This is a genomic window from Pseudochelatococcus sp. G4_1912 (genome assembly GCF_047501465.1).
GTDB lineage: Bacteria > Pseudomonadota > Alphaproteobacteria > Rhizobiales > Beijerinckiaceae > Pseudochelatococcus.
Genome location: NZ_JAZDRL010000001.1, coordinates 1,101,266 through 1,125,000 on the forward strand (window position 1 = coordinate 1,101,266; position 23,735 = coordinate 1,125,000).

The following is a 23,735-nucleotide window of genomic DNA, read 5'->3' on the forward strand; positions in this document are numbered from 1 at the left end:
ACAATCGCTGTTAACAAATACCTTAAAAGGCTTCTGGTAATTCGCCATGTCATGCAGACTGTGTAAACGAGTGCTTAATCTGCGATGAAATATCGTGTAGTCTATGGTACATGGGGCATTGATTGCCCTATATAATATCTTGCTCATCAACCGTGCTCAGGCGCACATTGATGGCAGGATATCAGGTTATAAATTATCCGCGCAACGCACAGCAAAGCTGGAACGTGAAGAAAAAAGTATACGTCAAATCCTACGGCTGCCAGATGAACGCGTATGACGCGGAACGCATGGCGGACGTGCTCGCCCCAGAAGGCTTCATCGAGACGCAAAGCGCCGAAGATGCCGATCTCATTGTTCTGAACACCTGTCACATTCGCGAAAAGGCCGCTGAAAAGGTCTATTCCGAACTCGGCCGTTTACGCGTCATGAAAGACGAACGCAGAGCCGCTGGCGGTGATGCCACCATCGTTGTGGCTGGATGCGTCGCGCAGGCGGAAGGCACAGAGATATTGCGCCGTGCGCCGGCTGTCGATCTCGTGGTGGGACCGCAGAACTATCACAACCTGCCATCCCTTTTGGCAAAGGCCAAGCATGCACCGGTTGTCGATACGGAATTCCCGATTGAGGATAAGTTCGATCACCTTCCCGCACCCTCGCGCGAAAAAATCCTGTCGCGTGGCGTTTCAGCATTTCTGACCATTCAGGAAGGTTGCGACAAATTTTGCACCTTCTGCGTTGTGCCTTACACACGCGGCGCAGAGATTTCACGCTCGGTTGCCAAGATTCTTGGCGAGGCGGAACGGCTGGCAAGTGCGGGCGTGCGCGAGTTTACCCTTATCGGCCAGAATGTTAATGCCTATCACGGTGAAGGACTGGATGGCAAAACATGGTCTTTGGGCCGCTTGATGCATCGGCTGGCTGAAGTGCCGGGCATTGCACGGTTGCGCTACATGACCAGCCATCCGCGCGATATGGACGACGAACTCATCGCCGCCCACCGCGATTTGCCCGCGCTGATGCCCTATCTGCATCTGCCCGTACAATCCGGATCGGATACAATTCTGGCTGCAATGAATCGCAAACATACGAGTGACGAATATCGGCGTATTATCGAACGCACACGGGCGGCACGCCCTGATATTGCACTGTCATCCGACTTCATTGTCGGCTTCCCCGGCGAGACTGATGCCGATTTCGAGGACACGATGCGGCTGGTGCACGAGATTGGTTTTGCCAGCGCCTACTCGTTCAAATACAGCCCACGCCCCGGCACGCCTGCAGCCGAAATGACAACGCAAGTGCCGGAAGATGTGAAAAGTGCCCGCCTTGCTGCACTGCAAGAGGCGCTGGACGATAGTCGGAACAATTTCAACCGCGCAGCCGTTGGCCAGACGTTCGACGTTCTGGTTGAACGCAAAGGTAGGGTAGATGGTCAAATGGCCGGGCGCTCACCTTATCTGCAGGCGGTTCAGTTCGACGACGATACGGTCGCGATAGGCGATATCGTATCAGTCGAAATAACCCGAACGGGCACAAACAGTCTGTTCGGTAAACGTGTTGGCGAACCAATGACCGCGGAGAAGCCGCCTTCGATCGGAGCGAATGCGGCATGATCACGTCAGCTTGAGCAAAGGGGGACACATGCGCGTGAAAACAAGAGACATGCAGCAAGATCCAGACCTGCAGCAACGCCCACAACGATCACGCAATATTGTCCCACATCCCATCATAGATCCAACCCGATCGACATTCATGAACGCAGATCAGTCATCTTCCAACGCCACTACGGACGTGTCGCTGACCTTTGATGACAACCGGCTGGCAAGCCTTGTCTTTGGCCTTTACGATCAAAACCTTGCTCATATGGAGCGCAGGCTTGGTCTGCAGGTCACGGCAAATGGCAACCATGTCGTAATCAAGGGGCCGTATTCGGTCGCCGAGCAAGCACGACATGTGCTTGAATCACTTTACGAACAAGTGCGTGAAGGCATCACCATCACCACTGGTGAGGTTGATGGCGCCATTGAGGAAAGTACGCTTCAGGGCACGCTTTTCCCACCCAAAACCGAGAAGGTGGAGCGCTCACCTTCGGGGCGCGCCAGTTTCGAACACATCACCACACGCAAACGCGGCACGGTGAAGGCACGCAATATGGCGCAGGATGCCTATTTGCGTGCACTGCGCCAGCATGAGCTTGTGTTCGCCGAAGGACCTGCCGGCACCGGTAAAACCTGGCTCGCTGTTGGCTACGCCGTGCAGTTGATGGAACAGGGCATCGTTGAGCGGCTTATCCTCTCCCGCCCTGCGGTGGAAGCGGGTGAGCGGCTGGGCTTTTTGCCTGGTGACATGCGCGAAAAGGTCGATCCATACCTGCGACCAGTCTATGACGCACTTTATGATTTCATGGAAGCGCGCCACGTTGAACGTGATCTTGCCACAGGTGTGATCGAAATTGCACCGCTTGCGTTTATGCGTGGACGTACTTTAACAAACGCCGTAGTCTTGCTGGATGAGGCGCAAAACACCACTTCCATGCAGATGAAGATGTTCTTGACGCGTCTTGGAGAAGGTTCACGCATGATCGTCACGGGCGATCCATCGCAGATTGACTTGCCACCGGGCCAGAAATCCGGCCTCGTGGAAGCAACGCGTGTGCTATCTGACGTTGAGGGTGTGGGCCATATCCGCTTCCGCGATGTCGATGTTGTGCGTCATCCGCTAGTCAGACGCATCGTCCATGCTTATGATAGAGAAGAAGGCCGTCTCATAGAGAAGCCAAATGAAAAACGTGAGGATCCGAAAGCGTGGTGAGTGAAGGCGCGAAGGTGTTTCCCGGAACACTATCACCAGGAGCGACATCGTCTGATATTTTATCAGGCGATGCTGCTGCTGTGATGTCGGGCGAAGTTGATCCAGACGCGGAGCGATCCAGCGAGGGGAAATCCGGCTTGCCGGAATTGCAGCCTTATGCGTTGTCGATTGATGTCATCCTGCAATCCGACCGCTGGTCAGAACTTGCTGATGTTGAGGAATTGGCGGCGCGCGCAATCAATGCAGCACTTATGCGTGCAGATATCGCATTGGTTGTTGGCGCAGAAATCTGCGTTTCACTTGCCGATGATGCGGCGGTGCGCGTTCTTAACGCAGAATGGCGCGGCCTTGATAAACCCACAAATGTATTGTCCTTTCCGGCTGTGGAGCCGGATGAGCTGGAATATGCACCTCATATCGGCGATATTATTCTGGCTTATGAGACGGTGGAGCGCGAAGCGCGTGATGATGGCAAGACTTTCGCCGATCACACAACCCATCTGATAATTCACGGAATCCTGCACCTTCTCGGTTTTGATCACGAAACCGACGAAGAAGCGCAGGAAATGGAAGCGCTGGAAATCGCAGCGCTTGCGGACCTGGGCATAGCCGACCCCTATGCCGATTTTGAACTGGAGACCTGAAGAGGCCATGAGCGACGATCGAAGTTCGCCGTCAAGATCCGAAGAGCCTGGACCAAGTCGCGAAAGCGACAGCTGGATAGAACGGCTCCTCACCGGCCTTGGCCTGCGTAACGATACTTCCGTGCGTGAAGCACTGGAGGAAGCGCTGGAGGAAGGCTCGACTGCAAGCGAATTCACCGCACAAGAGCGCTCCCTGCTACAGAATGTGCTCGATGTCAGTGAACTGCGCGTGCTCGATGCCATGGTGCCCCGCGCCGACATCATCGCCATTCAGGCCGATCTCTCGCTCGCCGAGGTGATCCACACCTTCCACGTTGCGGGGCATTCGCGTCTGCCAGTATATGGCGAATCCCTTGATGACCCACGCGGCATGGTGCACATCCGCGATTTTCTCGATTACATTGCCAAGACGGGCATGGAGGCTTTCCAGCCCACCGAGGAAGGCAAGCTGCCAACACGTCTCGATATCGATCTGACAACATCATTGTCAGCAGCCGCGATCTTACGGCCTGTGCTTTACGTACCGCCTTCCATGCGGGTAATGGATCTGCTTGTTAAAATGCAGGCAACCCGCACGCATATGGCGCTTGTTATCGATGAATATGGCGGCACTGATGGCCTCATCTCGATGGAAGACATCATGGAGATGCTCGTCGGTGATATCGAAGATGAGCACGACAACGAGGAAGAGCCCGAAATCACCGAGAGTGGCGCCGGCGTCTATCTTGTTGACGCCCGCGCAGATCTTGAAGAGGTATCGCGAGCCATCGGGCTGGAACTGGATGCCATTGAGGTAGCGGAAGAGGTCGATACCATTGGCGGTCTTATCGTGACCCTTGCGGGCCGCGTGCCGGATATCGGTGAGCGGATACCGGGGCCCTATGGCATGGTTTTCGATATTCTGGATGCAGATTCACGCCGCCTGAAGCGCCTGCGCCTATCAATTGACGGCGAAGGGGCAAGCGCGCCCTCCAATGCTGACTGGACCAGCCAGCCGAATAAACATGAACCAGTGGCCGTATACGATCTGACACGCGCTGATCGGCTGGAAAGTCAGCTGCATTCGCCTGTCACACCTGAAGGCAAGAGCGCCGCACAACGGCATTCGGAAAACGATCGTACATCAGACGCCTGATCAAAAAATCGCAGCAATGCCGAAGAGCGGATGCGAATAAAAGCTTCGCATTCGCTCTTCCCTTATCGATATCAAGCCAAACAATAGAAATGGGAATAAGCAGAAATTATAAATTTCCATTTATCTCTATCTATTTGTTTTTGCATGAATTCTCTCTTACGTGAAATACGGTTTTAAAGGTTTCTTCAATTCCGGAATTGTTGATACCAGACAATTAAACGCAAGCAGCATAAAGCGCTTGCTGGCCAGGTGAGATCGTCGGCCGATTAGAATTCTCCATTTAAGCAAACTAGAAGCAGCCTCTATTGTCTTTGTCTGGAGCTGTTTTTAGTGTGATTCGGGCACAGCGCAGGCATGACATCGTTTTCATTCACAGTCGCCACCCGCGACCCCAAGGCATGGTTGACCGATATAACGAACACGTGGCCACGCATGCGCTGGCTAGTGGCATTCTCATCAGGGGCTCTGGGTGCCCTCGCAATGCCACCTTTTGGTTTGTGGCCGATACTTTTTCTGACATTGCCTGTTGCTGTCTGGCTTATAGACACCTCCATGCGTGGCACGGCACCTATTGCACGCAAGGCAACACGGACAGCACTTTGCGGCTGGTGGTTTGGCTTTGGATATTTTGTTGCTGGCTTGTGGTGGCTTGGATCGGCATTTCTCGTCGATGCAGATGAGTTCTTATGGGCTCTTCCGCTTGGCGTTGTCGGATTGCCTATGGTTCTAGGGCTATTCACGGCCTTAGGCTTCGGCCTTTCTGGACTTATCTGGCGCAATGATTGTTGGCGGATATTGCTGTTTGCGGCGGCTCTCTCTGTTACTGAATGGCTGCGCGCTACTGTTCTAACTGGCTTTCCCTGGAATGCCTGGGGTATGGCCTATGGCCAGGGCGAGGCATTGGCGCAGATAGCCTCATTAGGCGGCCTGCACTGGCTAACGTTGCTGGTACTCTTTATCCACGCCGCACCGGCAACACTGGCCGATAAGGGCAGCACAGCACAGCGCTTCGTCATGCCAACAGTAGCAATGGTCATGCTAGCGCTGATAACAGGCTTTGGTGTATGGCGCATTCCGGCTGATCCCTCACCTACCCAGCCAGGAATCCACTTGCGCATCATGCAGCCCAATATCGATGAAGCAGAACGCGGAGAACCTGCTTTTCGCGCAAATGTGATAGCCCGCTATGCCGCTATCAGCGGACAAAAGGGAGCCAACGGCGAGACACTTGCAGATGTAACACATCTCATTTGGCCGGAGTCGGCATTTCCCTTTTTGATCGACCACACCCCGGCGGCATTGGAAGATATCGCTCAACTGCTTCCCACGAACACTGTGCTGATAACTGGTGCCGCACGTGCTGAATTGCCGCTTCCTGGGGAACAACGTTACCGTTATTTCAATGCAATTCGTGCATATGATAGCAATGGTGCTTCGCTTGCCACTTACGATAAGGTGCACCTGGTGCCCTTCGGCGAATATCTTCCCCTCGATAACCTTCTACGCAAATTGGGTATCCGGCAATTTGTGAACTCACCAGGCGGATTTGAGGCAGGAACAGCGCGGGAGGCAATGACCGTACCCGGTTTGCCACCTATTTCACCCCTTATTTGCTACGAAGCAATTTTTCCCGATGAGGCCATTCTTAAGCAGCCCCCTTCCATTTCGGAAGAGCCAGCAATGCGTGCCGGCTTATTGCTGAACCTCACAAACGATGCATGGTTTGGAATTACGCCTGGCCCCTATCAACATCTTGCGCAATCGCGACTGCGTGCCATCGAACAAGGATTGCCCATGGTACGCGCAGCTAACACCGGCATTTCTGCAGTTATTGATCCTTTCGGCAGATATGTCACCGCACCGCTCTCTCTTGGCGTTTCGGGCATAATTGACGCAAGCCTCCCACAACCACTGGATGATACATTTTACGTAAGTGTCAACAATCGCATCGGCGCGGGTCTTTATTGGCTCAGCATTTTATGCTTTGTTATGATTGGCTTTCTTATGCCACGTCAGAGTGAAAAACGAGGATGAAACGATCGAAAAACTGATATTTTTTTGACACCATGTACATTTTCCAAGATACAGGGGAACGAAAACCCTTGTGCAGTGTTATGAATTCAATGGGATAGAAGTGAAATTGTGTGGGTCTTAGATTTCCTTGATAGGCTTGGCATCCATTGATATAAGCTGCTTAGTTGAGGGTTATGATGAGCAATCCTTAGGCAGGATGAATATTATGACAATGCTGGACAATATTGACGATGACGATCTCCCTACACTTGGCGTCCCTTTGAGAGGCTAGAGTGACCAATAACGCGAATAAGATCGACATTTATGTCGGCGGCCGTGTCAAAGCGAGGCGCCAGGTACTCGGTATAAGCCAGGAAAAGTTGGGCGGCGCGCTCGGCGTTACATTCCAGCAAGTGCAGAAGTACGAAAAAGGCAGCAACCGTATTAGTGCCAGCCGTCTGCAACAGATCGGTGCGGTTTTAGGTGTGCCTGCAGCCTACTTCTTTGAAGGATTGCAGGGATTAACAGGCGGCCTCTCCGGCTTTGCTGAAGAAGCGCAAGCACCCTTTAAAAACGATATAATCTCAACAGATGAAGGCATGCAGCTCATGCGCGCCTTTTTACGGATTGAAGATCCTTCTGTGCGACGCCGAATCATCGAACTTGTCGAATCCATTGCCGGCACCCCTGCTGAGGTTGCCTGATATAGCGCCTGTGAGCATTTTTTTTCATTAATTCGTTCTTTTTAGAGAACGGGTTCGATATCCCGTCTTGACCGCATCGCGACATACTGCCAAAAGTCGAAGTCTTTGAGGAAACCTTGAGCGCGAAGGTCTGATCGTGCGGTTGTGTAACCGTATTCATTCAGCTGCTCTCTGGTATCCCGTCCGGCAACGTCTCAAAGCAGGGGTATTGGATCGTGTCGCGCCAAAATTATCTTTTCACCAGTGAATCGGTTTCCGAAGGGCACCCGGATAAGGTCTGCGACCGCATTTCAGACGCTATCGTCGATGCTTATCTCGCAGTTGAACCTGAAGCACGCGTGGCATGCGAAACACTTGCGACGACGAACCGTCTCGTAATTGCGGGTGAAGTTCGCGGCCCGGCCACGATCACTGCCGATTACGTTTCTCATCTCGCACGCCTTGCCATCAAGGACATCGGCTACGAGCAGGATGGCTTCCACTGGCAGGATGCCGACATCGAAGTGCTGCTGCACGCGCAATCCAGCGATATCGCGCAGGGCGTTGATGCGGCTGGCAACAAGGACGAAGGCGCGGGCGACCAGGGCATCATGTTCGGTTACGCATGCCGCGAAACGCCAGAGCTGATGCCTGCGCCAATTTACTACGCTCACCGCATTCTCAAGCGCCTCGCACTCGCACGCCATTCAGGCGAAGCTGCGATACTCGGCCCTGATGCCAAGAGCCAGGTGACTGTCCGCTACGAAAACGGCCAGCCCGTTGGCGTTACACAGCTCGTTCTGTCTACACAGCATCTTGATGAGAGCCTCAACTCGAACGACGTGCGTGCGATTGTTGAGCCTTACATCCGCGAATCCCTGCCAGAAGGCTGGATCGACGCAAACACCATCTGGCACGTGAACCCCACAGGCAAGTTCGTGATCGGTGGCCCCGATGGCGACACGGGCCTTACAGGCCGCAAGATCATCGTGGATACCTACGGCGGTGCAGCTCCTCATGGCGGCGGCGCGTTTTCGGGCAAGGATCCAACGAAAGTTGACCGTTCTGCAGCCTATGCAGCACGCTATCTGGCGAAGAACGTGGTGGCGGCGGATCTTGCTGATCGCATCACCATCCAGCTGTCGTACGCTATCGGCGTGGCACAGCCACTGTCGCTTTATGTCGATACACACGGCACAGGCCGCGTGGATGAGGCCAGGCTCGAAAAGGCACTGCTGAAGGTGATCGACCTGTCGCCTCGCGGCATCCGCGAGCACCTGTCGCTCAACCGTCCTATCTATGCCCGCACAGCGGCCTACGGCCACTTCGGGCGTGCGCCAGAGGCCGATGGCGGCTTCTCATGGGAACGCACGGACCTTATCGATGCCATCCGTTCATCGGTAGCTTGACCGGTTGTCATGATAACGGCTGATATGCCATCTGCCATTGCAGATGATAACGATAATGAAACCCTGCGCGGCGCCTTTTACGGGCGCCGCAAGGGTAAGAAATTGCGTGATCGACAGACTGATCTGATCAACGAGCTACTGCCCAAGCTACGCTTGCCGGAAGAAGGCCCGATATCACCGCGCGATCTGTTTGATACGCCAATTGATGATATATGGCTTGAGATCGGTTTCGGCGGCGGTGAGCATCTGATTGCGCAGGCATTAGCGCATCGCAACATCGGCATTATTGGCTGCGAACCGTTCATCAACGGCATGGCGAAGCTGCTCAGCATGCTGGATGAGGAGGACATCACCAACGTGCGTCTGCACGATGCCGATGCAATCCCGGTCATTGCACGACTGCCAGAAGCCAGCATCAGCAGGGCTTATATTCTCTATCCCGATCCATGGCCCAAGCGCCGTCACCGCAAGCGTCGTATTGTGTCGGATGAATCGTTAGCCATGCTGGCACGCGTCATCCGCCCTGGCGGGTTGTTGCGCTTTGCGACCGATATCGATGACTACGCAGCATGGACACTGGCGCGCCTTGAGCGCTCGCCTGACTTTGTCTGGCAGGCGGAACGCGCTGATGACTGGCGTCAGCCATGGGATGGCTGGATTAGCACGCGCTATGAGCAAAAGGCATTCCGCGAAGGCCGCACACCAAGCTACATCACTGCCGTACGTCGCTAGGCAAGTTGCGGTAAAAAATAAAGATTAGAGCAAAATGCATTCAAGTTGAGTCGGGATTTTGCTCTAATCATTGGTTTGTGCATCAGATTTATCAAAAACCGGCATCCACTTTCTGGTCTGATGTAATGAAGCGCAGCTCTGACTTTATCAGATGATCCTGCGCTCTAACTGCCACCGGATGGAATTGGACTCTTCAAGACTTACGTGTCACTGTAAACCGTGCAGCGGCGCGGAGAGTGTCAGCCTTTTCGCCAAAGCGCTCCAGAGCATTCATAGCCTTATCGACCAGGCTATCGCACTCCATGCGGGCGCGTTCGATGCCAAGCACATCGACGAGCGTTGCCTTGCCCTTTTCAGCATCCTTGGCAACGCGCTTACCCATTGCAGCAGCGTTTGATTCGCGATCCAGCAGATCGTCCGCCACCTGAAACGCTGCACCGATGGCACGGCCAAAATTGCCCAGCGCCTGGCGATCTTCAAGCGATGCATGCCCGATAAGGGCCCCTGCCTCAACAGAATAAGCGATCAGCGCACCGGTTTTCATCGCCTGTAAACGACGTATGCGCGCTTCATCCATCAGCACTTCGCCATACCGGCCTTCTGCAGCCAGATCGAGCATCTGTCCGCCGACCATCCCGCCAAGCCCTGCCGCCCGTGCCAAGCCCTGCACGAAAGAAATGCGAATCGCTGGATCAGGGTGCGTGCTTTCATCCGCAACAACATCAAACGCCATCGTCAGCAACGCATCACCGGCCAGAATAGCAGTGGCTTCATCGAAAGCCTTGTGGACAGTTGGCTGGCCACGGCGCAGATCGTCATCATCCATGGCAGGCAGATCGTCATGCACCAGCGAATAACCGTGCACCAGCTCCAGCGCGCAGGCGCCGTTAAGCGCTTGCGTGAAGGGCACGCCAAAGAGAGCCGCAGTCTCAATAACCAGAAAGGGCCGCAATCGCTTGCCCCCCCCCAACATGGCATGGCGCATGGCAGCAACCAGACGGGCAGGCCGGGCAATCTCGCCCCTGCGGGGGTTATCCTCGAAAAGTGCGGCGATACGCTCCTCTACTGCTTGCGCAACTGCCGCCAAACGGCGCTCAAACGCTGCTTCACCCGCATGCTCGTTGGCTGCCAGATGCGTGCCCTCGTTCTGCGTCACCCCTTGAATCATTAACCTCGCCTTCCATTCGCGCTTAGGATGCGTCTTCACAAATTCAACCAACACACAGTATGATCAAACCCTACGCCTCCTGAGACATTCGGCAGATTGATCATTGCTGATTATCTCTCTTGTTTCAGCTTCGATTGCCCCTGTCCATAGCATGGGTCAAGGACAATACCCCAGGATATGTCGAACAGGAGAAGCATGCCAACGCAGCGGCAATCAAGGCGAGCACAACCAGCGCCTGAGCGGATGCCCACAAGCGCACGCATGCGCCAGCTTATGCGACGCTTGAAGATCATTGCGCTGATCCTGGTGATGCTCCCTATCGCATTGCTGACGCTTTACAGCTTCGTTCCGCCCGTTTCCACATTGATGCTGGGGCGCTGGATTACACTGCAGCCGGTAACGCGGGACTGGGTGGCGCTGGACGACATCGCCCCCGCTTTGCCACAGGCAGTAATCGCGGCTGAAGATTCGCGATTCTGTCTCCATGGTGGCATTGATTGGAGCGCGCTGCGGCATGTCGTGGACCGTGCGGGCGAAAACGGCCCCACACGCGGTGCATCCACAATACCGATGCAGACTGTCAAAAACCTTGTTCTGTGGCCGGGGCGCTCTTATTTGCGCAAGGGGCTGGAGCTGCCATTATCTGTCTATGCCGATATTATCTGGTCAAAACGGCGGATGATGGAAAATTATCTCAACGTGGCTGAATGGGGCGAAGGTATTTTTGGCGCAGAGGCTGCCGCACGGCGCTACTTCAACAAAAGCGCCAAGAACCTCTCCCGCCGTGAAGCCGCATTATTGGCAGCCGCACTGCCGAATCCACGCCAGCGCAACCCCGCACAACCCGCGCGCTTCCATGCACGTGGCGCCAACGCCATCATCATGCGCATGGGTAATGAAGACACCAGCTGCCTTGCACGCTAGGTAAATCCAAGCGATTATAAAGCAGTGAGAGCGATTTTAAAATCAGGTCAAAAAGAACTAGCCAAGCGTGCAAGAATCTAGTAGAAGCCCGCATCCATTGAAATTTAAACGTGGATGGGATGCATCCGGATTCGCCGGATCGTTACCATTGATCGGAGTTGAGCTATGGCCGTTCCTAAAAGAAAAACCTCGCCATCGAAGCGCGGCCACCGCCGTTCCGCAGATGCGTTGGCTAATCCTACATACGTTGAAGACAAGAACTCAGGCGAGCTTCGCCGTCCTCATCACGTCGACCTGAAGTCGGGCATGTACCGTGGCCGTCAGATTCTGAAGGCGCAGACCGAGGCTTGATTGCCCTCGCTCGCTTACCAGACGTGAGGGCCACAGCATTGTAGCCTGAACTGTCTGGTGGTTGACAAATAAGACCTTTCAACACGCCGTCCATCACTCGATGGGCGGCGTGTTGCTATTGAAAAGCCGTTATGTGGAGATTTACGCTCCTACGAGCACAAAACCCAACATATCCATGAGCAATTTCAGAATGCCGGACGTTCTGAATGAAGCAGAACTGCGCTTTAATCTTTATATTTTACAGAAGCTTGCGTTCAATTCGGCGAACCCAATAAAACCCAAACTGCTCTGGATCTCGCTCAATGCAACGACCGTCATAGCATCAGAATCCTTACCTGGTACCTCAAGGCGAAACTATTGCTGTTGTTGCTGAGCTTGCTGGCGAATTTGGCTAAGGCTCATTTTGGGCGTCAGCGCTTCGGGATCAATGCGAATCTCGATCAGCGCAGGGCGTCCTGATTCTTGCGCCCGTGCGAAGGCTGGAGCGAAATCGGCGGTTTTTTCGACAATCTCTCCATGTGCACCAAAGGCACGTGCCAGCGCTGCGAAATCGGGGTTGACCAATTGCGTGCCCGATACCCGCCCCGGATAGCGGCGCTCCTGATGCATGCGGATCGTACCGTACATACCATTATTGACGACAAGCACGATAATGTTTGCGTCATATTGCATGGCGGTAGCAAGTTCCTGCCCATTCATCAAAAAGCAGCCATCACCCGCGAAGGCCACAACAGTACGCTCTGGATGTGTGAGCTTGGCTGCAATCGCTGCTGGCACGCCATACCCCATTGAACCATTGGTAGGTCCAAGCTGCGTGCGGAAGGTGCGGTACTGATGGAAGCGATGCACCCAGGTGGCATAGTTTCCCGCGCCTGTGGTGAGTATGGCATCAACCGGCAGATGCTCACGCAGCCATGCCATGACATCGCCCATCTGCACCGCACCTGGCGTCTGCGGATGCGCAAGGTTTGCGCGATACTCAGCATTGGCCTGCTGCGTCCAAACACGCCAGGCAGGGTTCTGGATTGGCGCCAACGTCCGCACAGCGCGCGCGAATGATGCTGCATCAGCATTGATCGGCAATGTGGCGTGATACACACGCCCCAGCTCCTCCGCCCCGGAATGCACGTGAATGAGTGTCTGGCGCGGTGTGGGAATATCAATCAGCGTATAGCCAGCTGTTGTCGTTTCACCAAGCCGCGCACCCACGACGATCAGACAATCGCTCTCACTCACCCGTTGGTTGAGGGCAGCAGATGCGGCAAAGCCCAGATCGCCTGCATAATTGGGGTGGGTATTGTCAAACAGATCCTGACAGCGGAATGAGGCTGCTACCGGCAGATGCATCGCCTCGCTGAACGCGCGAATATCGGCTACAGCGTCCTTATTCCAGCCGCTGCCGCCAACGATCATCAGTGGTTGCTTCGCCTGCGCAATCAGATGAGCGAGTTCCTGCACCTGCGTATCGCTGACACCGATTTCGGCACGACGATAGGCGGGGGCATCGCTAACGCTGACGACATCGGTCAGCATATCTTCCGGCAACGCAACCACGACCGGGCCGGGACGACCATTGACCGCCCGGTGAAACGCCTGCGAGATGATTTCGGGAATGCGTTCGGCCTGATCAATCTCCACAACCCATTTCGCAATAGGCGAGAACATCCGCCGATAATCGATCTCCTGAAACGCCTCGCGATCCCGCTGATCCCGCGCGACCTGCCCGATGAAGAGGATCATCGGGGTTGAATCCTGAAACGCGGTATGCACACCGATGGAGGCATTCGTCGCCCCGGGGCCGCGCGTTACAAAGCAAATGCCGGGCTTGCCCGTGAGCTTGCCATAGGCCTCAGCCATATAGGCCGCACCGCCCTCCTGCCGACACACAACAAGCGCGATATCATCAGACGCATCATGCAATGCATCGAGGGCTGCGAGATAACTCTCCCCCGGCACGCAAAATGCTCGATTAACGCCATGAATGCGCAAAGCATCAATCAGAACCTGACCACCGGTGCGGGTGTTGCTTATCATGCGCGTTCCCCTTGCTTTTTCGTTTTTTAACGATCAATGCGTGTCGAGAGAATGATGGACGATAATGTGCGCTCTACACCATCCAGAACGCCGATGCGGTCGATGAGTTCATCAAGCTCGCTAATTGAACGGGCAACGACGATAGCGATGAGATCGAATGTCCCACTGACAGAATGCAACGTTTGCACCTGCTCTATCGCCGCAAGCGCCCCGCTTACTGCATGCACCGATTTGGGTGCCACAGTAATGAGAATATGCGCGCGCACCAATCCGCGCTCATATGCATCAGAAAGCCGCACACCATAGCCAGCAATTACGCCCTGGCCTTCAAGCCGCTCGATGCGCGCCTGCACTGTGGTGCGCGACAGACCCAACCGCCGTGCAAGGGTTGAAACCGGCATTCGCGCATTTTCTCGCAGTAATGCCAACAACATATGATCTTTGTCGGTGATAACCGTCGTCATTTTGAATAAACTTTACGTCATGTCGCACATAATGATGCTGTGAAGCGCAAAAATGGCGCTGTGAATCACCGCGTGTATCCGTCATTCTGCAATAAATCAATATGGCAGCAAATCAGAAACTGCCAATATAAGCGCTATTCCAGAGGAGGCATTATGAAACACGTCGTCGTTGTCGGGGCAGGCAAGATCGGCTCCACCATCGCCAACCTCCTTGCTGGTACAGAAGAATACACAGTCACCATCGCTGACCGGCAGCAGGACCAGCTCGACCGGATCGATACGCACAAGTTGATCCGCACAGCAGTTGTTGATGTAACGGACCATGCTGCGCTCACAAAACTGCTCAAGGGCAAGTTCGCAGTATTAAGCGCGGCTCCCTTCCATCTGACGACTTATATCGCCAAGGCTGCGGCTGAAGCAGGCGTGCATTATCTTGACCTCACGGAAGACGTGGAATCCACCCGTCAGGTGAAGGAAATTGCAGCAACCGCGCAAACGGCGTTCATTCCACAATGCGGCCTTGCGCCTGGCTTCATCTCGATTGTCGCCAATGATCTGGCCAGCCGCTTTGACAAGCTGGAAAGCGTGCGTATGCGCGTTGGTGCGCTGCCGCAGTATCCTTCCAACGCGCTCAACTACAACCTCACCTGGAGCACGGATGGGGTCATCAACGAGTACATCGAGCCATGCGAAGCCATTGTTGATGGCGAGCTGACGGAAGTTCCTGCTCTTGAAGAGCGCGAGGAGTTTTCGCTCGATGGCGTAACCTATGAGGCGTTCAACACCTCCGGCGGCCTTGGCACCCTGTGCGAAACGCTGCAAGGCAAGGTGCGCACATTAAACTACCGCACCATCCGCTATCCCGGCCATGCTGCCATCATGAAAGCGTTGCTGAACGATCTAGGCCTGCGTCATCGTCGTGAAGTGCTGAAAGACATTCTGGAAAACGCAATTCCTACGACTGATCAGGACGTTGTCATCGTGTTTGTCACCGTCAACGGCTACCGCAAGGGCCGTTTGGTGCAAGAAACCTACGCCAACAAGATCTATAGCGAAATGATCAGCGGCAAGATCTACAGCGCCATTCAGGTAACGACAGCAGCAAGCATCTGCGCTGTACTCGATATGGTGGCGAAGGGCACGCTTCCCAACAAGGGGTTCATCAAGCAAGAAGAAATCTCGCTTGGCACGTTCCTGGCCAACCGGTTCGGTAAGTACTACGCCGAACAGCCACGCATGCGCGCTGCGAGCTAAAAATATTAAAGGTCCGACACCAATTGGATAAACAAAGAATGAGAGCAAAATAGCAATTCATGTTTTATGCATTTTGCTCTCATTAACCAGACCTACACTCTGCAATGATAACCGAAGTGGGATGGCCTTTAACAAGGCTGCCCCACTTTGCTCACTATGAAGGCTTAGAGTATCTGAACGATCGATTGAATCATTCAGGATACTTTTAGCTTTTGGGCTGATGCGCTTTTAAAATGAAACAGCAGTGCCCACTTTTCTAGAAAACGCCATAAGACTGCACAATGACCATTGTATTTGCCTGTTATATCTATTCAGCCACGACCCGAAAACTGCGCACTCTGCTGGAGTTGCTGCAATAAAGCCCAAGCCTGATGCCGTAGAGCATATACTCTTGGGGTAAAAGGTAGTGTGAAAACAAACAGATAGAGCAAATAGCGCTTCTGTTTTCTAACATTTTGCGCTATTGCCGTATGCAACAATGCGACGAAAGAACGCTCCAAAATAAATGCTCTAGGGGATTATTAAGCCATGTCTCATGCAAATAACCACCGGAATGGTACCGGCATAGCCTCATATAAAGCCGAGATTGACGCTTTGCTGTCCGGCCTGGGCGTTGCGCGTGAACATCTTGATGGACCATTGCTGGCGCGCTCACCTGTAACGGGTGAAACGCTTGCACATGTCGCAACCATCGATGTCGCTGGCGCAAACGCGGCAATTGCCCGCGCGCATGATGCGTTTTTGGCTTGGCGTGAAGTGCCTGCACCCAAACGCGGCGAACTGATGCGGCTGTTGGGCGAGGAACTGCGCGCCAATAAGGAAGCGCTGGGACGTCTGGTCTCGGTAGAAGCTGGCAAGATCACCTCGGAAGGCCTTGGCGAAGTACAGGAGATGATCGACATCTGCGATTTCGCTGTCGGTCTATCCCGCCAGCTTTACGGCCTCACCATTGCCACCGAACGTGGTGAGCACCGGATGATGGAAACGTGGCATCCACTTGGCGTCACCGGCATTATCTCGGCCTTCAACTTCCCTGTAGCCGTCTGGGCCTGGAATGCAGCACTAGCACTTGTGTGCGGCAACAGCATTGTATGGAAGCCATCCGAAAAAACCCCGCTAACCGCACTTGCCACCCACGCCTTGTTCGAGCGCGCGCTTACGCGCTTCAAGGCTGAGGGCGGCAGCGCACCTGATCATCTCTCCACCCTGCTGATCGGTGCAGGTGACATTGGCGAAGCACTGGTTGCGCACAACAAGGTGCCGCTGGTTTCCGCAACCGGCTCAACGGCCATGGGCCGCAAGGTTGGCCCCAAGCTGGCGCAGCGTTTTGCGCGCGCCATTCTTGAGCTCGGCGGCAATAATGCAGCGATCATCGCACCTTCAGCTGATCTCGATCTGACATTGCGCGGTGTTGCTTTTGCGGCCATGGGCACGGCTGGTCAGCGCTGCACCACACTCCGTCGCCTCTTCGTGCATGAGAGTGTGTATGACAGCTTTGTGCCACGTCTGAAGGCTGCCTATGGCTCGGTGACGGTTGGCAATCCACTCGAAACCGGCACGCTGGTTGGCCCGCTGATTGATGCGGCAGCTTTTGACGGCATGCAGAAATCGCTTGAAGCTGCAAAGGCTGCAGGCGGGCGTGTCATTGGCGGTGAGCGGGTTGATATGGGCGCAGCTGATGCATTCTACGTGCGCCCTGCACTCGTCGAGATGGCCGAGCAAACCGGCCCGATGCTGCATGAAACCTTTGCCCCTATCCTCTACGTAGTGAAATACAGCGATTTCGACGCTGTGCTGGCGCTGCATAACGATGTGCCGCAGGGTCTGTCGTCATCAATCTTCACCAATGACCTGCGTGAGGCGGAAGCCTTCATTTCCGCACGTGGTTCTGATTGCGGCATTGCAAACGTCAACATCGGCCCCTCGGGCGCGGAAATCGGCGGCGCGTTTGGCGGCGAGAAGGAAACGGGCGGCGGGCGTGAATCTGGCTCTGACTCCTGGCGCGCTTACATGCGCCGCGCCACCAACACAATCAATTATGGACGCACCTTGCCATTAGCGCAGGGCGTCAAGTTCGACGTAGGGTGAGATAATGACCATTACTAAACTTTTCGAAACACTCCCTCTAACGGCAGATCCGTTGATCGAACTTACTTCTTCACCTATGTCCATGAATCCTGATATAGATCGTAAAGATCGGGTTGAAACGGGCAAGAGGCGTGCGGTGCATTGCAAGATTCTGGGCGTGCCGATGCAGGATGGCGCAGGCCGTATGGGCTGTGAGATGGGGCCGAGCGCCCTACGCACCGCAGGTCTGATTACAGCCCTGCGTGAGCTTGGGCATGATGTAACTGACCTTGGCACTATCGTTCCGGATCCCGCTGAATCGGTGACGCATCCTAACCCCGCCATCAAATCACTGCCTGAAGTTGTCGCATGGACAAAGGCGATTACTGAAGCTGCTTATGAAGCAAGCCTCGACGGTATGCCTATTTTCCTTGGCGGCGATCACATGCTTGCAGGCGGCTCAATTGCTGGCGTTGCACGGCGTGCGTTGGAGCTTGGACGTCCCCAATTCGTATTGTGGCTTGATGCGCATCCCGATTTCCACACCCTCGACACCACCACAAGCGGCAATCTCCACGGTGTACCACTTGCCTATGCTTGTGGACGCCCTGGCTTTTCAGGCGTGTTTCCTGAATTGATCGCCCATGTCGATCCAGTCAATGTGTGCGCGCTTGGTCTGCGCAGCGTAGATCCGGCAGAGCGCAGCGCGCTGTTTGCGGCAGGCGTTACCGTGCATGATATGCGCGCGATTGATGAGCACGGCATGGCCACGCTTCTGCGGTCATTCCTGGAACGTGTCGCGGCCAACAATGGCCTGCTGCATGTAAGCTTTGATGTCGACTTCCTCGATCCAGCCATCGCACCGGCTGTCGGCACCACGGTGCCAGGCGGCGCGACATTCCGCGAGGCGCATCTCGTGATGGAAATGCTGCATGACAGCGGCCTTGTTTCCAGCCTTGATCTTGTTGAGCTCAACCCCTTCCTCGACGAGCGCGGGCGCACCGCAACGCTTGTTGTCGATCTCACCGCAAGTCTGATGGGGCGCCGCATCATGGAACGCCCGACACGGAGTCATTGATCGGCATGACTGAAAAACTCAACATCGTCCCCTTCGTCAGCGTTCATCATATGATGGAGCTTGTGCTGGACATTGGCGTCGAGCGCTTTCTGAGCGAACTGACTGAATATGTCGAAGATGACTTTCGCCGTTGGGAGCAGTTTGACAAGACGCCACGCGTCGCCTCGCATAGCCATGAAGGCGTGATTGAACTGATGCCGACCAGCGATGGCAAGCATTACGGCTTCAAATACGTCAACGGGCATCCCAAGAACACCCGCGAAGGCCGCCAGACGGTTACCGCCTTCGGTGTGCTGGCTGATGTCAGCAACGGATATCCGCTGCTGATTTCAGAAATGACAATCCTCACAGCATTACGCACAGCGGCAACATCAGCATTGGCAGCGAAGTATCTCGCGCCACGCGGTGCCAATTGCATGGCACTGATTGGCAACGGCGCGCAGGCTGAATTCCAGGCAATGGCATTCAAGGGATTGCTTGGTGTCAACAAGCTGCGGCTATATGACATCGACCCTTCAGCCACCGAAAAGTGCCGGCGCAATCTTGAGGGACTGGGCTTCGAGATCGTGTCCTGCACCACTGCGCAAGATGCGGTAGAGGGCGCGCATATCGTCACCACCGTGACAGCAGACAAACAATATGCCACGATCCTGACCGATAACATGGTCGGGCCTGGTATTCACATCAACGGCGTTGGCGGTGATTGCCCCGGCAAGACCGAGCTGCATCGTGATATTCTGATGCGCTCGGACATCTTCGTGGAATATCCGCCGCAGACCCGTATTGAAGGCGAGATCCAGCAGCTTGATGCCAATCATCCGGTTGAAGAGCTGTGGCGTGTCATCACCGGCAAGGCGGAAGGCCGTCGCGATGCGGGGCAGATTACGCTGTTCGATTCTGTAGGTTTTGCGACGGAAGACTTTTCCGCACTGCGTTATGTGCACGACAAGATCGTGGGCACCAGCCACTTTGCAGAACTTGATCTGCTCGCCGATCCCGATGAACCACGCGATCTGTTCGGCATGCTGCTGCGCTTCCCCGGATCATCCCTGCTAGCGCAGAAGAAGCATTCGGCGTAAGACAAGCCCGCTGATTTCATGCAACGCCGCGTATCATTTATGATGCGCGGCGTTGTGCTGTTCAAGCAGCGTTTCGCGACAGCACCACACCAGGCCGCAACCTTGCAAGTTCCCGCGTGATGAGCGCCGTCAAACCCGCCTTGATGATATCGCCAATCAGGAAAGGGGATGTCAGCAAAAGAGCTTCCGGCACAGTCTTGGAGAGCACGAGAGCCATGCCGATAGCGCCAAAAGCATAAAGCACAACCACGCCCCCAAACAATGATGCAACAAAAGCCGAGATGCCAATTGGTGCGCGCCAATGTTCGACAATCCAGCCAGTAACAAAAGCAGCCACCGGAAAACCAAACACGAAGCCAGCCGTAGGGCCGACAAACACACCAAGTCCGCCGCGTCCACCCGCTAGCAACGGCAGTCCGACAGCGACCAGCAACAGCAATAGCAACACCGCCAGAAATCCGCGCCGTGCACCCAGCACCGCGCCTGCAAGCATCACGCCCAGCGACTGGGCTGTAATCGGCACGCCCGATACCAGATCAATCCGAGGCACAAGGCCAAGCGCCGCAATGAGCGCGGCAAAAAGGGCTATCAGTGCGAGATGTCGTTCCACGTCAGATCCTTAGAGCAACTTGCATCCAAGTCGAATGCAAATTGCGGTGAAATATAAAGTCTAGAGCGCAGTTCTGCGTCTTTCAGAATGCCTGGCGCTCTAATGAACGGCTTGAACCCTATTGCATCGAACCACAAAGTGGATACCGCTTTTTGGTTATATTGAATGCATGTTGCTATAGTGACATCTCTAGCTGCGATGCCCCTGCCCTCATTGCGATTGTTTGCCGCAACTTGAGCTCCAATTGAAGACTTAATCAGAAATTGCATCATAATCAAAAATGCATATCGTTCCTGGTTCAATTTGATGCAGAAAACAAACAAATAAACAGACGTAAATAGACAAAAATTATCGAACAGTGCTTTAAAGGCCTCCACGCGCACGCAGCGCCTGGGCAATTTGTTCAGCATCATCGACAGCGGCAAGCGTTACCGGCACCACGATCCGCCAGTTAGGCCGCCGCACACTACGCGCACGCCAGCTTTCCGCTAATTGCGCGCTGCGCATCATGAGAGTGGGCGTGAAACGGATTACCAGCGCAATCGCTAACGCCAGCACACGCGGCGACAGTCCAAAACGTGCCAACGGCCGTGTGCAGGTTTCCACCACGGCTATCATGGCATCAAGGCGCGTTGTCATGGTGACCAGATTTGCTAAGGCCACGGCCGTCAGCATCTTGAAACCAATGGCAGCGCCCGGCCACATTCCCTCACGTGTAAAGCCTCCTGTCCATCCGTGCCAAACGATCAGCACCACGAAAAACGGCACCAGTGGCCGCAGCATACGCAAACCATAAATCCCAAATGCCCAGCCCTGCATGCCATAAAGCATCAGCGTTGCCGCTACGCCTATTGCAATAGCCCACGGATCACTCATTGGCATCAATACGAGCGTTGCAACGGCCAGTGCAGCAAGCTTTGCCCCGGCAGGTACAGCATGAAGCCAGGTTTTATGGGGCGAGGTCAATGTCAGCATCGCGCTCTCCCATCTCCTGCATTTCGGCTTCAAACACCGGCAGCACCATCTCTGGCGTGCCATCTGCGCGCACCCGCCCCGCATCAATCCAGACGACGCGTTCCGCAACCCGTGCAACGGCGGGATCATGGGTTACGGTTATCAAGCGTTGCGGCAGCTGCGTAAATGCGCGTGACAGACGCGCTGCTGTCGGCAGATCAAGCCCCGAGAACGGTTCATCCAACAGGATAGTTTGCGGCTTCATGGCGAGAATGGACAGCAGACACAGAAACTGCCGTTGCCCTTGCGAAAGCGTCTGCACCGAAGCATCGTACCAATGCGCGCGCCCATGCCGCATAAGCAGCGCCTTCACCATGCGCACGACATCATCAGCTTTATGCCCCTGCTGTTTCAAGCCAAAGGCAAGCTCCTCCCCTACAGTCGGAAAGATAATCTGATGATCCGGGTTCTGAAACAGGATGCCAAGCTGCGATAGCACCCCCCGCCTGTCACGAAACGGATCAATACCCTCAACCCGAATATTCCCATGAGTGGGCGCAATGAGTCCGGCTATTAACCGCAATAAGGTCGTTTTTCCCGATCCGTTGCAACCAATAATAGCAATGCGCTTCTCATCAAGATGCAAATACAAATCATGGATGATAGTGCGTCCGGCAATAGACAGGGAAACAGCATCCAAATGCACCCCTATTGTATTGTCTTTCCGATTATCGATCTGGAACGCTTCAAGCATTTGTTATCATTTCAGTTTGACCCTATCTATCAGGCGCTCTATCGATACATGATGGTCAAAGTTTGATCCGGTTTATCGCCACTGTCAGGTAAGCTAGTATTCACCGCTTGGGAGGTGGATTAGGTATGCGTTTGAGATGTCGCTCGACGCGCTCCTCCAATACAAAATCCGGACGCTCCTGCATAACCAGCTCCTGCATTTGCTTGGTCGTTGGTGCTGACCACACTGCTACAACTTCTTCGAAGCTCGCAGCAAAATAGGAAAAAAGCACATCGGAGAAGGAATCTCCAAACAGCAAAAGCTTGCCTTTTCCCCCCTCACACCGCATCCGCACAATAAGTGGCGTACCTACATTTTGCCCTCTGGACTGCACCGCATCCCATCTGATCTTTTCCGCATCAGACACGCAAGATGATGCGGCAGTGTTCAAAATAGGCACCATTTCTGTGCGCTGCATCAATGCCATACGCGCTAAATCACCAGGGCCATAAGGCTGTATTTCAAAATCGCTTGCCTGCAAGTTCACTGGCTTGGCGGAAACACGCTGTGCAAGCTGTCCCATGATCTCACGATAAGCCAGATAAGCACCCCACTTATTCCAGTGCGTATCATCGCGATAGTACACCTGCCCATCCGCCTTGGCGGCAAGTAATGTTGGGCGTAAGTCAATCACCGGCAATGCATTGGCACGCGCAAGATCAACGATCTGATCATGCTGCGACGGAACATTGCTTACGCGCAAATAGCGCGGCATTTTCTCTGCATGAATCGTGTGCTTATCCGGCGCAACCACAAATGCATAATCGACGCCCTGCATCGCGAGCCATTTAACCCGCTCGCTCAGTCCAGATAACCATCCGTCCATCACCTGTGGCGATAATGGTGCTGTACGTTGATAGAGAGCTAGCGCGTTTTCCGCTGCATAAAACAGCCAGTCATCTTTACCCGCGATCACATCATTACTGGGCAAACGGTCGAGCAAGGTGGTCGAAAGAGACGTGTTGGTGCGGATCAAAGCCGCACGGAAACCAAAATGGTCGTTGAAGAAGGCCTCAAACCGCTGCGGAAAGGTCTCCCACGTCGCAAATGAATCCGGCAACTCAGGCAGGGCATTGAAGCGGCGATTTTCGACCTCGCTCTGCTGCGCTGTTGAAAAAAAAGCCCCCGCCATCGACAGCACCATCGCAATAGCGAAAATACCGCTCAGCGCATAACCATACAATTGTGAGGCGAAAGGTTTATTTAGTTTATACATACCCCCTATCCTCAGAAACGGAAATAAATAAAGGGGTTATACGTACCGCTTGCCATTTGAGCTGCCGAAAACCACGCTATCAACATCAGTAGCGAAAACCTCACTAGCAGTGCAAGTCGGCCATCAGCACCAACAACCAACGTATCCAGACCCGGCTTCAACACACCGCGCGTCTGCCCGGCGCGGCAACGCCAATCGGCAGTGAGCCGCGTAAAGGTACCCATACTTGCTATCGTGCCGAAGGCAAGGCTGATTAAAACCAGAGGATCAACAAACTGCTCAAGGCTTGCATCATTAGTAACAGAATTCCTTCCCA

At 54.4% G+C, this 23,735-nt stretch carries 22 protein-coding genes (1 of these 22 cut by a window edge); 14 read left to right on the plus strand and 8 right to left on the minus strand.

What is annotated here, in order from left to right; translation table 11 throughout:
• The first annotated feature begins 170 nt into the window (after positions 1-170).
• From miaB to trmB, 8 genes are all read left to right on the plus strand, one after another.
• Positions 171-1,613, plus strand: coding sequence for a tRNA (N6-isopentenyl adenosine(37)-C2)-methylthiotransferase MiaB (gene miaB, locus VRZ32_RS05020; protein WP_414524599.1), 1,443 nt, complete (start codon positions 171-173; stop codon positions 1,611-1,613).
• Between the two features lie 139 nt (positions 1,614-1,752).
• Positions 1,753-2,811, plus strand: a complete 1,059-nt coding sequence (locus VRZ32_RS05025) for a PhoH family protein (protein WP_414524600.1) — start codon at positions 1,753-1,755, stop codon at positions 2,809-2,811.
• Complete coding sequence (ybeY, locus tag VRZ32_RS05030; protein ID WP_414524601.1) at positions 2,805-3,455, plus strand: rRNA maturation RNase YbeY; 651 nt, start codon at positions 2,805-2,807, stop codon at positions 3,453-3,455. The genes VRZ32_RS05025 and ybeY overlap by 7 nt, the downstream gene beginning before the upstream one ends.
• A 7-nt stretch (positions 3,456-3,462) precedes the next feature.
• Complete coding sequence (locus tag VRZ32_RS05035; RefSeq protein ID WP_414524602.1) at positions 3,463-4,590, plus strand: hemolysin family protein; 1,128 nt, start codon at positions 3,463-3,465, stop codon at positions 4,588-4,590.
• A gap of 432 nt (positions 4,591-5,022) precedes the next feature.
• Complete coding sequence (lnt, locus tag VRZ32_RS05040; RefSeq protein WP_414525044.1) at positions 5,023-6,624, plus strand: apolipoprotein N-acyltransferase; 1,602 nt, start codon at positions 5,023-5,025, stop codon at positions 6,622-6,624.
• A 272-nt stretch (positions 6,625-6,896) separates the two neighbouring features.
• Complete coding sequence (locus VRZ32_RS05045; RefSeq protein ID WP_414524603.1) at positions 6,897-7,307, plus strand: helix-turn-helix domain-containing protein; 411 nt, start codon at positions 6,897-6,899, stop codon at positions 7,305-7,307.
• A gap of 215 nt (positions 7,308-7,522) precedes the next feature.
• Entirely contained in the window at positions 7,523-8,695 is a 1,173-nt protein-coding gene (gene metK, locus VRZ32_RS05050) for a methionine adenosyltransferase (RefSeq protein WP_414524604.1), read from the plus strand.
• Positions 8,696-8,719: 24 nt separating this feature from the next.
• On the plus strand, positions 8,720-9,427 hold the full coding sequence (trmB, locus tag VRZ32_RS05055) for a tRNA (guanosine(46)-N7)-methyltransferase TrmB (protein ID WP_414525045.1): 708 nt from the start codon (positions 8,720-8,722) through the stop codon (positions 9,425-9,427).
• Between the two features lie 193 nt (positions 9,428-9,620).
• On the opposite strand, the gene VRZ32_RS05060 is transcribed toward trmB, so the two are convergent.
• Entirely contained in the window at positions 9,621-10,583 is a 963-nt protein-coding gene (locus VRZ32_RS05060; protein ID WP_414524605.1) for a polyprenyl synthetase family protein, read from the minus strand.
• 207 nt (positions 10,584-10,790) lie between these two features.
• Between VRZ32_RS05060 and mtgA the strand changes: the two genes are divergently transcribed.
• Complete coding sequence (gene mtgA / locus VRZ32_RS05065) at positions 10,791-11,519, plus strand: monofunctional biosynthetic peptidoglycan transglycosylase (RefSeq protein WP_414524606.1); 729 nt, start codon at positions 10,791-10,793, stop codon at positions 11,517-11,519.
• Between the two features lie 165 nt (positions 11,520-11,684).
• The gene (rpmF, locus tag VRZ32_RS05070) at positions 11,685-11,870 is read left to right on the plus strand and encodes a 50S ribosomal protein L32 (protein ID WP_414524607.1); all 186 of its coding nucleotides are present in this window, start codon (positions 11,685-11,687) and stop codon (positions 11,868-11,870) included.
• 354 nt (positions 11,871-12,224) lie between these two features.
• Here the strand turns inward: rpmF and VRZ32_RS05075 are convergent, their stop codons facing one another.
• Both VRZ32_RS05075 and VRZ32_RS05080 read right to left on the minus strand, forming a co-directional pair.
• Entirely contained in the window at positions 12,225-13,904 is a 1,680-nt protein-coding gene (locus VRZ32_RS05075; RefSeq protein ID WP_414524608.1) for a thiamine pyrophosphate-binding protein, read from the minus strand.
• A gap of 26 nt (positions 13,905-13,930) precedes the next feature.
• Positions 13,931-14,368, minus strand: coding sequence for an Lrp/AsnC family transcriptional regulator (locus VRZ32_RS05080; RefSeq protein WP_414524609.1), 438 nt, complete (start codon positions 14,366-14,368; stop codon positions 13,931-13,933).
• 153 nt (positions 14,369-14,521) lie between these two features.
• On the opposite strand from VRZ32_RS05080, the gene VRZ32_RS05085 reads away from it, so the two are divergent.
• From VRZ32_RS05085 to VRZ32_RS05100, 4 genes are all read left to right on the plus strand, one after another.
• A complete protein-coding gene (locus VRZ32_RS05085; RefSeq protein WP_414524610.1) occupies positions 14,522-15,622 on the plus strand; it encodes a saccharopine dehydrogenase C-terminal domain-containing protein in 1,101 nt (366 codons plus the stop codon).
• 528 nt (positions 15,623-16,150) lie between these two features.
• A complete protein-coding gene (locus VRZ32_RS05090) occupies positions 16,151-17,710 on the plus strand; it encodes an aldehyde dehydrogenase family protein (RefSeq protein WP_414524611.1) in 1,560 nt (519 codons plus the stop codon).
• 136 nt (positions 17,711-17,846) lie between these two features.
• The gene (rocF, locus tag VRZ32_RS05095; protein WP_414525046.1) at positions 17,847-18,767 is read left to right on the plus strand and encodes an arginase; all 921 of its coding nucleotides are present in this window, start codon (positions 17,847-17,849) and stop codon (positions 18,765-18,767) included.
• Positions 18,768-18,772: 5 nt separating this feature from the next.
• Positions 18,773-19,846 carry an ornithine cyclodeaminase gene (locus VRZ32_RS05100; protein WP_414524612.1) on the plus strand — a complete coding sequence of 358 codons (1,074 nt, stop codon included), beginning with the start codon at positions 18,773-18,775 and terminating at the stop codon, positions 19,844-19,846.
• 61 nt (positions 19,847-19,907) lie between these two features.
• Here the strand turns inward: VRZ32_RS05100 and VRZ32_RS05105 are convergent, their stop codons facing one another.
• The 5 genes from VRZ32_RS05105 to VRZ32_RS05125 all read right to left on the minus strand — a co-directional run.
• Positions 19,908-20,456, minus strand: a complete 549-nt coding sequence (locus VRZ32_RS05105; protein ID WP_414524613.1) for a biotin transporter BioY — start codon at positions 20,454-20,456, stop codon at positions 19,908-19,910.
• Between the two features lie 363 nt (positions 20,457-20,819).
• Entirely contained in the window at positions 20,820-21,431 is a 612-nt protein-coding gene (locus VRZ32_RS05110) for an energy-coupling factor transporter transmembrane component T family protein (RefSeq protein ID WP_414524614.1), read from the minus strand.
• Complete coding sequence (locus VRZ32_RS05115; protein ID WP_414524615.1) at positions 21,406-22,164, minus strand: energy-coupling factor ABC transporter ATP-binding protein; 759 nt, start codon at positions 22,162-22,164, stop codon at positions 21,406-21,408. Before VRZ32_RS05115 ends, VRZ32_RS05110 begins: the two co-directional genes overlap by 26 nt.
• Positions 22,165-22,264: 100 nt before the next feature.
• Complete coding sequence (locus VRZ32_RS05120) at positions 22,265-23,419, minus strand: alginate O-acetyltransferase AlgX-related protein (RefSeq protein WP_414524616.1); 1,155 nt, start codon at positions 23,417-23,419, stop codon at positions 22,265-22,267.
• A gap of 11 nt (positions 23,420-23,430) precedes the next feature.
• Positions 23,431-23,735: the 3' portion of an MBOAT family O-acyltransferase gene (locus VRZ32_RS05125; RefSeq protein ID WP_414524617.1), read on the minus strand. The gene runs 1,072 nt beyond the window's last position; the window shows 305 of its 1,377 coding nt (coding positions 1,073-1,377); the start codon falls outside the window, past its right edge; the stop codon is at positions 23,431-23,433.

What these genes read in the sequence shown, in the direction of transcription:
- miaB (WP_414524599.1), top strand. Translation starts at nt 171, where the DNA reads ATGGCAGGATATCAGGTTATAAATTATCCGCGCAACGCACAGCAAAGC.
- VRZ32_RS05025 (WP_414524600.1), top strand. Translation starts at nt 1,753, where the DNA reads ATGAACGCAGATCAGTCATCTTCCAACGCCACTACGGACGTGTCGCTG.
- VRZ32_RS05035 (WP_414524602.1), top strand. Translation starts at nt 3,463, where the DNA reads ATGAGCGACGATCGAAGTTCGCCGTCAAGATCCGAAGAGCCTGGACCA.
- lnt (WP_414525044.1), top strand. Translation starts at nt 5,023, where the DNA reads ATGCGCTGGCTAGTGGCATTCTCATCAGGGGCTCTGGGTGCCCTCGCA.
- trmB (WP_414525045.1), top strand. Translation starts at nt 8,720, where the DNA reads ATGCCATCTGCCATTGCAGATGATAACGATAATGAAACCCTGCGCGGC.
- mtgA (WP_414524606.1), top strand. Translation starts at nt 10,791, where the DNA reads ATGCCAACGCAGCGGCAATCAAGGCGAGCACAACCAGCGCCTGAGCGG.
- rpmF (WP_414524607.1), top strand. Translation starts at nt 11,685, where the DNA reads ATGGCCGTTCCTAAAAGAAAAACCTCGCCATCGAAGCGCGGCCACCGC.
- VRZ32_RS05075 (WP_414524608.1), bottom strand. Translation starts at nt 13,904, where the DNA reads ATGATAAGCAACACCCGCACCGGTGGTCAGGTTCTGATTGATGCTTTG.
- VRZ32_RS05080 (WP_414524609.1), bottom strand. Translation starts at nt 14,368, where the DNA reads ATGACGACGGTTATCACCGACAAAGATCATATGTTGTTGGCATTACTG.
- VRZ32_RS05085 (WP_414524610.1), top strand. Translation starts at nt 14,522, where the DNA reads ATGAAACACGTCGTCGTTGTCGGGGCAGGCAAGATCGGCTCCACCATC.
- VRZ32_RS05090 (WP_414524611.1), top strand. Translation starts at nt 16,151, where the DNA reads ATGTCTCATGCAAATAACCACCGGAATGGTACCGGCATAGCCTCATAT.
- VRZ32_RS05100 (WP_414524612.1), top strand. Translation starts at nt 18,773, where the DNA reads ATGACTGAAAAACTCAACATCGTCCCCTTCGTCAGCGTTCATCATATG.
- VRZ32_RS05110 (WP_414524614.1), bottom strand. Translation starts at nt 21,431, where the DNA reads ATGCTGACATTGACCTCGCCCCATAAAACCTGGCTTCATGCTGTACCT.
- VRZ32_RS05115 (WP_414524615.1), bottom strand. Translation starts at nt 22,164, where the DNA reads ATGCTTGAAGCGTTCCAGATCGATAATCGGAAAGACAATACAATAGGG.
- VRZ32_RS05120 (WP_414524616.1), bottom strand. Translation starts at nt 23,419, where the DNA reads ATGTATAAACTAAATAAACCTTTCGCCTCACAATTGTATGGTTATGCG.